The sequence below is a fragment of the Pseudonocardia sp. Cha107L01 genome (assembly GCF_052566575.1).
Map to the genome: position 1 here is coordinate 7,110,178 of NZ_CP199579.1, position 12,673 is coordinate 7,122,850.

Annotated in this window: 11 protein-coding genes and 2 pseudogenes; 4 read left to right on the forward strand and 9 right to left on the reverse strand. The window is 66.7% G+C overall.

From position 1 onward, the window contains the following. Positions 1-303 precede the first annotated feature (303 nt). Both ACTXG6_RS33470 and ACTXG6_RS33475 read left to right on the forward strand, forming a co-directional pair. Positions 304-693: a hypothetical protein gene (locus tag ACTXG6_RS33470; RefSeq protein WP_445183384.1), complete on the forward strand. Its 390-nt coding sequence runs from the start codon at positions 304-306 to the stop codon at positions 691-693. A gap of 87 nt (positions 694-780) precedes the next feature. Further along, positions 781-1,188 carry a DUF5666 domain-containing protein gene (locus ACTXG6_RS33475; RefSeq protein WP_445183385.1) on the forward strand — a complete coding sequence of 136 codons (408 nt, stop codon included), beginning with the start codon at positions 781-783 and terminating at the stop codon, positions 1,186-1,188. Positions 1,189-2,417: 1,229 nt separating this feature from the next. Here ACTXG6_RS33475 and ACTXG6_RS33480 read toward each other — a convergent pair. Continuing rightward, positions 2,418-2,972: pseudogene (locus ACTXG6_RS33480) on the reverse strand (FtsW/RodA/SpoVE family cell cycle protein); the annotation flags it as partial. A gap of 375 nt (positions 2,973-3,347) precedes the next feature. On the opposite strand from ACTXG6_RS33480, the pseudogene ACTXG6_RS33485 reads away from it, so the two are divergent. After that, positions 3,348-3,500: pseudogene (locus tag ACTXG6_RS33485) on the forward strand (IS256 family transposase); the annotation flags it as partial. Positions 3,501-3,998: 498 nt separating this feature from the next. On the opposite strand, the gene ACTXG6_RS33490 reads toward ACTXG6_RS33485, so the two are convergent. After that, entirely contained in the window at positions 3,999-5,816 is a 1,818-nt protein-coding gene (locus ACTXG6_RS33490) for an ABC transporter ATP-binding protein (protein WP_445183317.1), read from the reverse strand. Positions 5,817-5,829: 13 nt separating this feature from the next. Between ACTXG6_RS33490 and ACTXG6_RS33495 the strand changes: the two genes are divergently transcribed. Beyond that, positions 5,830-6,144, forward strand: coding sequence for a hypothetical protein (locus ACTXG6_RS33495; RefSeq protein ID WP_445183316.1), 315 nt, complete (start codon positions 5,830-5,832; stop codon positions 6,142-6,144). 1,463 nt (positions 6,145-7,607) lie between these two features. On the opposite strand, the gene ACTXG6_RS33500 is transcribed toward ACTXG6_RS33495, so the two are convergent. From ACTXG6_RS33500 to ACTXG6_RS33530, 7 genes are all read right to left on the reverse strand, one after another. Continuing rightward, positions 7,608-7,760, reverse strand: coding sequence for a hypothetical protein (locus ACTXG6_RS33500; protein ID WP_445183386.1), 153 nt, complete (start codon positions 7,758-7,760; stop codon positions 7,608-7,610). Between the two features lie 43 nt (positions 7,761-7,803). Further along, positions 7,804-8,835, reverse strand: coding sequence for a mechanosensitive ion channel family protein (locus ACTXG6_RS33505; RefSeq protein WP_445183387.1), 1,032 nt, complete (start codon positions 8,833-8,835; stop codon positions 7,804-7,806). 190 nt (positions 8,836-9,025) lie between these two features. Further along, positions 9,026-9,166, reverse strand: coding sequence for a hypothetical protein (locus tag ACTXG6_RS33510; protein WP_445183388.1), 141 nt, complete (start codon positions 9,164-9,166; stop codon positions 9,026-9,028). 583 nt (positions 9,167-9,749) lie between these two features. Next, positions 9,750-10,199, reverse strand: coding sequence for a GNAT family N-acetyltransferase (locus ACTXG6_RS33515; protein ID WP_445183389.1), 450 nt, complete (start codon positions 10,197-10,199; stop codon positions 9,750-9,752). A 30-nt stretch (positions 10,200-10,229) separates the two neighbouring features. Continuing rightward, entirely contained in the window at positions 10,230-10,514 is a 285-nt protein-coding gene (locus ACTXG6_RS33520) for a YggT family protein (protein WP_445183390.1), read from the reverse strand. A 456-nt stretch (positions 10,515-10,970) separates the two neighbouring features. Then, positions 10,971-11,237 (reverse strand): phosphatidylglycerol lysyltransferase domain-containing protein, encoded by a 267-nt coding sequence (locus ACTXG6_RS33525; RefSeq protein WP_445183391.1) that lies wholly within the window; start codon positions 11,235-11,237, stop codon positions 10,971-10,973. A 205-nt stretch (positions 11,238-11,442) separates the two neighbouring features. Continuing rightward, the gene (locus tag ACTXG6_RS33530; protein WP_445183392.1) at positions 11,443-12,648 is read right to left on the reverse strand and encodes an IS4 family transposase; all 1,206 of its coding nucleotides are present in this window, start codon (positions 12,646-12,648) and stop codon (positions 11,443-11,445) included. Positions 12,649-12,673 lie beyond the last annotated feature (25 nt).

Here is a 12,673-nt window from a genome sequence, read left to right on the forward strand (position 1 = left end):
AGCAATCCGGCTACTGCCACCAGCGCTGCGCCGACGGCAACCAACCTCGCGGTTCTCGCCATGCGGACGTCATCACCTACTCGCGTCTGCCGGGCTGGCCTGCCGATGCTCGCCGTCTCAGCGTTCGCACCGTGCAGCGTGCCATCACCGGCATGAGATCGCAGTAGGCAAGCGTCTAGAACCGCGCCCGGCCCCATTTATGGTCGGCTACCTGATCTCCCTTGAAGGGTGCAATCTCGCCGTTGCCGCAGCGGGTCGCGCGCGGATCTGCGGCTCGTCCGTCGACACCACCGCAGGTGTGTCGTGACCGGCCCGCTGCGCGAGGAACTGGCCGACTACCTCGCGCTGCGCCGCGCGCTGGGCTACCTGCTCGACCGCCCGGAGAAGCTGCCGGGCCAGTTCCTCGACTACCTCGAACAGGCCGGCGAGGCGAGGATCACCGTCACGGTGGCGCTGGACTGGGCGCGGCTGCCCACAGGCGGCGTCTCGAACTGGTGGGCCTACCGGCTCTCGGCGGTTCGCGGGTTCGCCACCTATCTGCACGGCCTCGACCCTGCGCATGAGCGCCGATCACGCCATCGGTCGGTCCAGTCCAGGAGAGGTTGCGGGTCCGCACCGGGAGCGGAAGCCCTTGGCTGTCGCGGCGTAAGCCGAGCCATTCCTCACCTACGACAGGCTCAGTACCAGCAGTGATGTTGGTCCTAGGAGCATCGGCACCAAGCCGCGCTCGTTACCAATACCGATACCGCCTTGTCGCCATCCAACCCACGGAGCTCTCTGGTGGTCAACTCCCGCCGCTCGGCAATGACCTGGAAGATCGCGCGAGTTGCCCCTGGCACGCGGATCGCACTAGCAGCATTCGCATCGGCGCTCGTCGGCTGTTCAGCTACCTCGATCACACCCGCACCGGCACCCACACCGGTGACGTCCTCGTCGGCGCTCGCGGCCAAGCACTCCCACCTCTCGGGCCCGATAATGACGGAGAACGGTTCAACCTGGACGGTAAAGACGGCCACCGATCACACCTACACCGTCATCATCACCGACACGACCGCGTTCGGTGACACGAAGAATCCAGCCACCAAAGGGCAGTTCAGGGTCGGCGACATAGCCCACGTCACCGGTACCATGTCAGGCTCCACTATCACCGCAAGCCGGATATCCAACGTTGGCAATCCCCTCGGATGACCATCGAACGAGCCAGCCAGGGGAACACCCCCCCCGTCGCGCACCCAGATCCCCAGGGGCCGATCGGGTGTCCGGCATCGCGTTGGCTGCGTCGGGTCCAGGGACTGCGGCGGTTATCCGACCGATATAACGCCACCCCAACTCGGCCGCGTCATCGAGGACCGAGAGGGACTGCGTCCAGGTCGCCGACATCGGCTCGGGCCCAGCCGAACGTCGCCGGGCTTCGCCAGAGCGGCCATGCCGCCGTCGCGATGCTCGCTCCTGCATGATGTCCACGCAGGGGTCTGACATGTCACTGGCGGTTTCAACTGGACCGTAGGGTGGCCATATTCGCCTTACCAGCCGCCGTTGGCCAGGTCGCGACCTGAGTCTCGCTCGAACCGGTGGTGCCTGAGGCCCTGTCAGCGGTTCCTCGCAACACGTAGTGCAGTCTGTCCTTGATCCACGAGGACCTCTCGAGAATTCCCTGTCGGACCCGCCAGCACGTCATGGCCGGGACCGGCCCGCAAAGGCGGTGCTCTACCACAAGGGCCAGCGAGGGCAAAAACACCCACCCGGGGGGCCGAGAGATGCCCCAGGCATACTCGCGGTCGCCAAGAGCGGACACGGATGTCAGGGGTGCGACCGGGTGGACACAACGATGCGCGGCCGCACCGGCCCGAAGGCCCATCGAGTTGCTCTCGCGTGTGCGCTGGTGGCGGTAGCGAGCTGTTCAGCCTGCTCGAACTCCTCCTCACCGGTCGAAAATGCCGCACCATCCGCTAGCGCCGTGGCCTCATCCGCGGATGGGACCGCGCCCCCTGACACCATGCCATCGGATGGGGCGGGAACGCTTCCGAAAACCCCGCCAACCGGTTCTCCCCCAAGCAGTGCTCACGGTGCGCAACAGCACCACGGTGTTGCGCGCAACCACAAGGTCACTGGCCAGATCACCGCGCAGCAGGGCGACACCTGGACGTTACGTCTGACGACGGGGACGGTCGGCACCGTTGTGCTGACTGCGCAGACCACGTTCGGCTCCCGAACACATCCCGCGACTCGGGACCAGTTCCACATCGGCTCGCAGGTCAATGTCCATGGCGCGATCTCCGGGACGACAATCACCGCCACCCGAGTCACCGCCCACACGGACACCGCGGCCGGCTGATTCCCAGCCAGATAGGACGCGCTCGACCAGTCCAAGCACCCATTGGACGCGGAACGGGCCGTCCGCGGCTCCCGAACACGGCTCACCGTTGTGGGCGGGGTCCGCTTACCAGTTCCGTCGCGGCCGCCGCTAGCGGTGACTTCGGGCTCGGTGGCACGGCCGCCGGTCGGCGGGCCGCGTCGGAGATCCGCAGCAACAGAGCCACGAGAATGTAGTTGGCCAGCAGTGAGGACCCTCCGTAGGACAGGAAGGGAGTTGTCAGACCAGTCAGCGGAATGAGATTGGTGACCCCTCCCACGACCAGGAAGACCTGCAGTGCAATCGTGGTCGACAAACCGGTCGCCAGTAGGGTGCCGAACGAATCACGGCAGGTGAGAGCGGCCTTGAAACCCCGGATGACCAACAGCAGATACAGGATCAGCACGGCGGCCAGGCCGAACAGACCGAGCTCTTCACCGAAGGAGGAGGAGATGAAATCGGCGTTGGCCAACGGCACCAGGTCCGGTCGACCCGCGCCCAGCCCGGTGCCACCCATGCCACCGGTGCCCAGTCCGAACAAGGCTTGGGAAACCTGATACCCCGCGCCGACGAAATCGGCGGCGGGGTCAAGCCAGACCTGCACGCGGCGGTGTGGGTGATGCTCAATTGGGGGGCGAGCATCACGGCCCGGTCGACCTCGGCGGCCACGATGTGGCCCAGGTCGATGGGTGCTCGCTGTTGTCAGGGCGCCAGGTCAGTCGAAACAGCACGGTCGGTGATCATGACATGGCGGGGGCGCGGCTAAGCGCCAGGTCACCCTGCTGACGGCGGATTTTGGCGCGGTACAAGGGCAACGCCGTAGCCGCCGGCCTGGAAGACGTGCTGGCCGCGTTTCGCCCGGATCTGGTGGTGCTGGATGTGATGATGCCCGGCCGTGCTGCTGAGCGAAGCCCGCCGCGCCGGCCGCCTGCTCGACATCGCCCGCATCGAAGCCGGTGCCGCCGCCTACCCGAACACCCTCTCCGTCCAAGGTGCGCAGGCCGCGATGAAGTGCCTGTATCTTGTGACCCGCAGCCTGGATCCAACCGGGGCAGGCCGCACCCGATGGACGATGCGTTGGAAGCCTGTGATCAACGCCTTCGCCATCACATTCGGTGACCGCTGGCCAGCCGCCGAAACCTACTGATCAACAACGCCGGAAACACCGATCATGGGATAGACCCGCTTCCACACCCCCGGCCGACCCGGGGTGCCGTTAAGGAACAGAAAGCGCATGAGCGGGTTATGGTGCTGTTTCGCTGACGGTGGTACTGAGCGTGCGCGGACTAGCGAGTGCAGCCAGGTGGGGCGCCAGTGTGCGGGTAGAGCCGGCTGCCGCGCCGGGGAGGCCGACCGCCGAGTGCATTGGGCGGTAGCGCCGCAGCGCCAACCGCCGGGCGAATGGGTGGTTAGTCGGAGTCGGTGGCGCGGCGGCGTTCGAGGAAGACGGTGTCGCGCCACACGCCGTGATGGCTGGCCCCGCGGAATAGTCGGCGGGGGCCGGGGGCCGATCGGCGCGTTAAGGCTCACCTCATCGAGCGCGTTGATCTGTTGACCCGGGGCAGCGGAATCGGCCCTGGGCGGTCTTCTGAGTGCTGGGGTGTTTGCGCGACGCGGCGGCGGAGTCGCGGTGCCGGCGCATTGCTTAGGTCGGGACCCCCTGTCGGCCCGAATCCATGGGCCAGATCGCCTGTCGTGGCGCGAGGGATGAGGGTCCGCTGTCCGCGGGAGTCGTGGGTTGGTGCAGGCGGTAGAGGTGGGCGTATGCGGGGTTGGTGGCTAAGAGTTGGGTGTGGGTGCCGGTTCCAGTGATGCGGCCGTGCTCTAGGAACACGATGTGGTCGGCGTCGGTCACGGTGAGCAGGTTGTGCGAGATGATGATCGTGGTCCGGCCGTGCATGAGTCGGCGCAGTGGCGCCAGGACACGTTGGCTGGATTCGGCGTCGAGGCCGGTGGTGGGTTCGTCGAGCAACAGGATCGGCGCGTCGCGGATCATCGCGCGGGCGATGGCCAGGCGTTGGCGTTGTCCTCCCGATAGCATCCGCCCGCGTTGACCGACCCGGGTGTCATAACCCTGTGGTAGCGCGAGGATGAACTCGTGGGCGTCAGCGGCGGTGGCCGCGGCAATGATGTCGGCTTTGGTGGCGTGGGGTTTGCCCCAGCCGATGTTGTCCCCAATGGTGGCGTCGAAGACCAGCGTCTCCTGTAGCACGGTGCCGACGTTGCGGTAGAGATCGCTGAGGGCGAGCTGTCGTAGATCAATACCGTCGATGCTGATGGCACCGAGGGTGGGGTCGTAGAAACGCAGCAACAGCTTCGCCAGAGTGGACTTCCCGGCGCCGCTGGCACCGACCACGGCGATCTTTTCACCCACCGCGACGTCGAGGTCGATCCCGCCCAGCGCGGGGTGTTCGGTGCCCGGGTAGGTGAAGCTGACCCCCCGCAAGCGCACCGCGCCGTGGGCGCGGCGCAGCGGTGTGGGGTGGGCAGGTTCGGTGACCAGGGGTGTTTCGTCGAGTAGCTCGATGACCCGCTCGGTGCTTGCGCTGGCGGCGAACAGGGAGTTGCTGAGCCGCCCGACGCCTTGAACAGGTCCGTAGAGCTGGGTCAGGTAGGCCACGAAGACCAGTACACCGCCGATCGTGATGCGGTTGTTCGCCAGCTCCCATACCGCCAGGCCGAGGACCAGCATGACGCCGATGACCTCGAGGAGGTCACTCAAGGGGCCGAACAGGGCCTGCAGCCGGGTGGCGAGCATCTGGGCGGTGAAGCTGCCCAGGTTCTCCTCGTGAAATCGGGTGCTCTCGGCGTCGGTGCGGTCGTAGGCGCGGACCAACGCGGCGTTACTGAAACTCTCCTCGGCCACGGTGGTGATGGCGCCGGCTCGGCGGCGTTTCTCCCGGGAAGCCTCCTTGATCCGCGTTGAGAAGAACCGAGCGGCCCATAGGAAACTCGGCGCGGCGATCAACGAGGCCCCGGCCAGGCGCCAGTCCAGGTAGAACAGCGCGCCGGTGAAAAAGACGAGCTGACACAGGTAGGTCAGGGCTTGGGCAAGGCCGGACAGAACCAGTTCCTCAATGGCACCGATGTCCCCGGTCAACCGGGACAGAATGTCACCGAGCGGCCGCTGTTCGAAGAACCCGGGCGAGAGCTGGTGCAGGTGGGCGAACAGGCGAGTCCGAAGGTTCAGCACGAACCGCTCGCCGACCCAGGTCGACAGGTACTGATCGGTGAACGACACCACGCCTTGGACCACCGCGAGTGCAACGTATGCCCCGGCAAGCACCGGGAACAGGTGGAAGTCGTGCGGAACCACGACATTGTCGATCACGACCTTGAACAGCCAGATCGCGACCGTGCTCAACACCGGGGACACCGCGACCAGCCCCAGACTGATCCACAACCGAGCGCGGAACGGGGCGGTGTCCGGCCAGAACCGGACGAAGCTCGCTCGCACTCCCACTCGGGGTGTCGTGGTGAGCAAGCCGCCCGACGCTGTACCCAGCGCAGCCGCCCACGCCGACCCGCGAGGCGGCCGCGGCTGTTCGGTGAACTTCGTCATCTTCGCGGCCCCCCGGTGGTGGCCCCACCCCCACGGGCAGGACCACCACCACAGCGTCTATCTATCGGTGGTGGTGCCGGCGACGGTCCTCGTCCTCACGCCGGCGGCGGTCGTCGTCCTCACGCCGGCGACGGTCGTCGTCGTCACCGCGGCGGCGCCAGTCATCGTCCCGGACCCAACCCCATCTGCTGCTTCCCATTCTTTCCTCCGTCTTTGTGCGTCTCTGTGAAGGACGCCATGCGGCGCTCCCACGAGGGGTATAGCGAGCCACTCCTCGCATCGGTTACGGCAAATCCCGCTGGACCACTCAAATAGACCAACATAAGTTCGATCACCGAAGCAAGCATTGATCTAGAATGTGAATTTGCTATGATAATCCTGAGTAAACTGAGGTATCTCAGCAATCTAGTCCGAAATCCTCAAATGTGAGCCAAATCATTTTCTCATAATGTGAAAAAGATTTGAATGAAACGCGGCACCGAGCTGTACCGACCGGCAGGCGAGTGGGACGGGTCCGCGATGTTCGAGGGCGTGAGGATGGCGCGCTGGCCACGGAGGCGGTCTGACTGCATTGGGCCACGCTGCCGCGGCTGATGGCCAGGATGACCAGCGCCATGCGGTCCAGTTCGTGGCGCACTGTGCGCCGGGTGTCGCGAAGCCCCATACGGGCCGTGGATACGCCCTCACTGGCCGCTGACCATGTACTCCGAGGTCAGCGGCCCTCTTCTGCGCTACGCGTACCTACCAGCGCGGAACTCCAACAAGAAAGTACCCGCCGAGGTCAACCCGCCACCGGGTCTGCCGGTCATGGCTGGCCCGATCGACGTCCACGGCAAGTGCAACATGGCCAACGACGCTGGATAACTCTGCCGACCCCGATTACAAGGGGGGTTATCGGTACGGCCCGGATGGTCACCACGAGCACGGCGAATCCCGCGCCGAGGGCGATCAGGATTGGCTGTGTCCACGCCCGGTTGCGTTCTCGCAGGGCTTTGAACGCGGGTTCGGCGGCGGAGAGATCAATAGCAGCCCTCGGTGGTTCTGGGGCTGATGCCCCACACGGTGGACATCCACGTGGAGCACATCCTGGCCAAGCTCGACGCAACGACCCACACCGTCGCCGCGGTCCGGGCCCAGAGCAGCCCCCATATCTGCCGTCGGGCTCACCGCCCTTCGGCCTTGTCGGGGACAGTGATGCCAACATCCGAGCGGTCATCCCAGCTGACGATTTGTCATGCGGCACGGTAATAGGGCAAACAAGGCCTCTACGACCGATCCTTTGGGCCGCATCGGCGATACGGTCGCTTCCATATGGAGAGCTATTTCAGCGTGCAAGCTAATCGCTAGGAACTAACGTTCGACCAGATCGAGGGTCGCCCGGATAGGTGAACGTGCATCGCACGGTAGCCCGCGCACCCGTCACGGCGGGCGAGCTGACCAGGGCGGACCCGTTTCGCCGCACGCTATGGGTCATTTCTCTCGCGCGCTCACATGTCGGTCACATGTAGGGACTCCTACCGTGGGAATAGGTTCGCGGTGGCGCTGTGCACGTTGCCGTGGTTGGGGTTCGCGCCGGACAAGGTGGCTCCGGCGCACCGACGTCCTGAGCGCCCCATCGTCATGCGGCGCGGGCCGCGGTCAGGATCCGGTGGCGTCGTCACCGCACCGGCGCAGGCTAGGTAGGCCGCCAGGCTAAACGGCGTTGCGGCGCAGGATGCGCCGGACCACGCGAGCCGGCCCGCTGAGCGTGCTGCTGGCGACCGCGGATGTCACTGCGGTGATGGTGTAGTCCAGGGCGGCCCGCAGGCACAGGCTCACCCCGGTGACGGCGCCGAAAGTTTCCAACCGGCACAGCTGGGTGGCGGACGGTCTCGCCGGCTGTAAGGGTTCAGCCGGCGAGACCTTGGCCGGGCGTGGCTGGTACGGCGGTGCTCGGTGCGGTCGTGGGTGGCGGGATCTGTGCCTGGGTGAACGCGGTGGAGACCGCGCCGAACATGGCGCGGCGTACCGCGACTTGCTGCCCGGGTTTGGTGGTGACGGTTAGCCGCAGGGTCACCGCCTCCGCGGTCACTGACTGCACGCCGAGCACGCTCACCTCGCCGAGCACGTTCGCGGCCAACGGAGCCTCGGTGACTGCCTCCCGGGCCGCGGCCTCGGCGATCGCGGTCGCGTGGGGAATGTTCGTGCCGTGGCCGACGGGTACGTCGATCAGGGCGATGGAGAAGTGCTGGCTGTGGTTACCGACCCGGGAGATTTCGCCGTTGCGGACGTACCAGAGGGTCCCCTCGGCATCGCGGATGGTGGTGACCCGCAGGCCGATGCTCTCCACCGTTCCGCTGGCGGGTCCGAGGTCGACGGTGTCCCCGACGCCGTATTGGTCCTCGAGCATCATGAAGATCCCGGACAGGAAGTCCTTGACCAAGTTCTGGGCCCCGAAGCCCACCGCGAGGCCGATCACCCCGGCCGAGGCGAGGATCGGGGCGAGGTTCACGCCGAACTCGCCGAGGATCAGCACGAAGGCGATCCCGTAGATCACCAGTGAGACGATCGAACGCAGCAGCGAGCCGATGGTGGCCGCGCGTTGACGTCGGCGCTCGCTCAGCACGGCTGCCATCTGCAGCCGCTGTGCGCCTCGGTCCCGCAGCGGACGCAGCAACGCCGGCAGGTGGCCCTCGCCGGCGCCGCGGGCGAGTCGGCGGACGCCCCGATGCAGCAGGCTCCGCACGAGCACCGCGAGCGCGACGATGAGCACCGTCTTGATCGCGCCATCGATGACGACGCTCGAGGCGCGGGCCAGCCAGTCAGTACCGGTGACCTGGTACACGACCTCGCACCAGGGTCCGTCGGTGGCCGAGCAGGGTGTTTCGGCGGGGGGCAGGGGCAGCGGTGTGGGGATCGGGAGTCCGGATCGAAAGGACATTCCGGGCGTGTCCCTCCGTGGACGTCGGGGGTCGGCTGGGCGGGGGCGTGGGGAGCTCCGGCACCGGGTTGCCGTCGGCTTGTGCCCGAGGCGTCACGCCGCTGCATCGGCCGGCAGGTCGTTGGTGTGCGGTTGGCAGGCTAGCCGCTGGGTCGGGGTCGGTCACCCCAAGGGGTGATGGAAGGTGTCCTCACCAGTGGGTTTGCATGCCCGGAGACAGTCCGGCGTCGAGGATGACGTACTGGCTGAACGAATCCGTTAGTCGGTCTTCGGCGTAGCGCGAGCGGGTGAGGCCGCCCGCGATTGTCCGCTGGGCCACCGGCTCGGTCATCATCCGACGCGCGCCCGCCTCTAACTGAGGCCATGCCGGTCCGACGAGTGAGAGCGCAAAGGGCTCGTCCAGGACCGGGGGTCGTGCATGCAGTGGTTTGGTACACGGGACCGAAACGATCACCGCCCGGAGCGTTGCCGCAGGTCCTCGGTTCCGCAGCCGGGATGCGGCCTGGACACTTCTCTGTGCGAGACGAGGTATCTGCGTCGTCCACCTTCAGCTACGGGCTCCCGTGTTCGTTCTGGTGACAGTGCCTGCCGAGGCGCCCTATACCCTGACCTGCCTGTCCTGGAAGCGCAGCATCAGGGCAAGGTTGCGTGCGTCTGCGCCTTCAACCCGCTGCGCAGGCAGTTGGCCGAACCGGCTGGCCGGTCGCGGAAAACGCCAGGCTGCCGTTGCCCAGATCGGTGATGGTGAAATCGAACGGGCTGCCCAGCCCCTGTTGTTCAGCACCGGGTACTTGTTCGAGGTGGTGCCGCTCTGGCTTCTGCTTGACGACACGGCACCCTGGAGGTCGTCGACGGCGGCTACCGGCTGTCCGGCCGGTGGTCCTTCGGCAGCGACATCACCCACGCCGACGAATTTAAGGCCGTAGGGGGCGGCTGAGCAGTCGCCGTCCCTCGTCCTTGAAGCTCCTGGCGAGGTAGTACCGGTGCAGGTGGGTGACGTCGAGACCGTTAGGTGCGATGACCAGTTCGAGCTGTCGACAGCCCCGCTCCCGGGCCCATCGGGCGCTGTCGTCGATGAGGAGTTCCGCGAGACCGTGCCGGCGCGCCCTGGGTACTACGTGAAGGTCTTCGAGCTCGGCGATCTGACCGTTTTCGAGTCCGAAGCTGGTCGTTGTCACGGCAAAGCCCACGAGCTCGGTGGCGTCGTCGACGACCGTGACATGTGCCTCGGGCGAGCCGACCAGCGCTTGCAGGTTCGCAGCGGGTGCGTCGGACTCGACGGCGAAGTTGTCCTCGTCGTAGAGGGCCAGAGCAAGCCCACCTAACGCCGTGAGGTCGTCCGCGCGGGCCCCTCGACAGTCCACGAGTGCTTCCTTCTCCGGTCAGACCTCGTCTCAGAACGGGATGAGCGGCACCACGACGGTCCGCAGGAGGATCACCGCCACGAACACCGCTGTGAACGCCAAGTCGATACTGACCGAACCCAACCGCACGGGCCTCAGCACCCGACGGACCGGCCCAATCACCGGCTCGGTGAGCCCGTGAGTGATCCGCTGTGCCTGGTAGAGGCCACTACGGGCGCCGACCGGGGACAGCACGCCGACCCAATCGACGATAGCGCGGCCAACGAGGACGAGTTCGAACAGGACAAGGACGAACCCGAGCAAGCCGGCGACCATCGCACGCTCCCTTCCGTTCCTCCCCCAGTGTCCGCGCCGAAGGTGAGAGGGGGCTATGAATCCCCAGCGCTCGAGGCGAACGTGGACTGCCCCGCGTGAGTCCTAACGAAGCTGCCAGCAGGGGTGTCCGGTAGAGGATGGTGCACCCGGGCGTGCGGCCTGCACGCCGGTCCCCGCGCGCGCCGCGCTGGCGGGGAGGGGGCCGCGACTCACCTTCTAGGGGTTGCTGCGACGAGAAGCGTCGCCTTCTCGTGGCCGGGCCGGCCCGGCCACCGAGCGCGTTCTCATTCACCGTCCTCCTCTTTGACGTGTTCGGAGCTGGCGCGCTGAGCAGCTCGCCCACCCAGCGGTAGAACCCGTATGTCGCGCTCGTGACTCTGGTATGCCGCGACCGTCGACCTCACCAATGTCCCGACATCCTCACCCGCGGCGCCCGTCCCCGACAGCGGCCCAGGGCTATCGGCGTAGTCGTCGGAGGAGTCCGATTGCGCGGGCGGGGTCGAGGTTGGGCAGGTAGGCGCGGGTGATCGCGGTAGCGATCGCCGGCAGGGCCGCGGTGTCGGGGTAGGCCATGTAGAGAGGTCGGTACTCGGGCTGAAACTTGGTTTTGAACGCGAGCAGCGAGCGGAACCCGTAGACGGGTTCGAGGGCGCGTCCGGATAGGTCAAGCAGGTGTTGGAGGGCGTCGGGTTGCTGGCCGCGATCGAGGCGGGCTAAGGGCAATACCGTTCAGTTACGGTTTTGGATGAGGTAGTTCGGTGAGTGCTGGGGGCCGGGCCAGGCACCGTGGTGGGCACGTTTGACGTGCCACTTGGGCATCTTTCGCTTGATGACCCTGGGTGCCGCCCGCAGTCGGCGGGCGGGGTTGAGCCGCCGAGCGAGTCGGCGCAGCGCGGTGCCCCAGACGTGGTTGGTGGCCTGGACGTTGTCAGGGGGGAAAGCGCCCGCGAGGGGCGACAGACTGGCGGGCGATGCGCAGGGCTGCGACGAAGCTGACCCGGTCGGGGTCGCGCCCGCTGTGCTTCGCGGTGTCGGTCATCAGGGTGCGGATCGCGTAGTGGCAGCACAGGTGCCCCCAGATCTCCTGCTGCACCAGGTCGGGTGACTTTGAGCGCAGCACGGTGCGGGGTCCGCGTTGGTGGGTCTTGAGCTCGTCGAGGATGAGTTCGATCTCCCATCGCTGGTTGTAGGCGGCGGCGAGGTCAACGGCGGAGACCTCGCCGGGGTCCAGCAGCGTGGTGAACAGTCGATAGCTGGTGTCGTTGCCTCGGCCGTCGTCGACCGTGTAGTCCACCGCCCGAACCAGCATCGGCTCGCTCTCACGGTCCGTACTCTTGCGCAGCATCGCCAGCCAGGAGCCGTCGTCGAGGTCACGCACGTGCTTGGCCTTGGGTCCGAAGGCATCGGTTCGGATCCGCCAGAGCAGGTCCGCGCCGGTCCCAGAGGCCTGGCGCCACAAGCCGTAGGAGAAGAAGCCACGATCGGCGAGCAGCAGCATCCCGGGCTCCAGCCGAGGCAGCAGCCGCTCGGTCAGGGTGGCCTCGGACTCGGAGTAGACGCCGATCTCGGCGGCGAACACCGCATGCGTGCCGCACTCGGCCAACGCCACGATCCTGGCCTGCGGAAACGCTGCCTGCTCGCCCTTGCTCACCCCGGGCCGGCCGAAAAACTTCGCGTTCTCGACGGTGTCCGCTACGTCCAGGCAGGTTCCGTCGATGGCGACCATCCGACGCCCAGCCAGCCATGACCCGGCCATCATCGGGGTCGCGAGAGGCTCGGCGACCCGAGCAAACAACGCCGCCATCGGCTCCGGACCGAGGCGCTGCCGGGCCTGAAAGATCGCCGACTTCGACGGCGGGTTGTAGCTGGCCTCCCATCCCGACGCCCACGCCAGCCCATCGGTCAGCTGACTGAGCACGTCCTCATACGAGCCCTCGGAGTACAGCGCCATCCCAATCGCGAAGTACGCCATCACTCGCGCCGGCAACGTGCGATTGCGCTGCTCGGTGCGGCCAGCCTCGGCGATTACCTCATCGACCAACTCCGGTGGAAACACCCGGGTCAGCACCCCCACCGAGACCAAATCCGACAAGCGACGATCCGAGACGGGCTTCTTCCACCCAGCACGAGGCACATCAGCAAACTACACCGATGTAAGC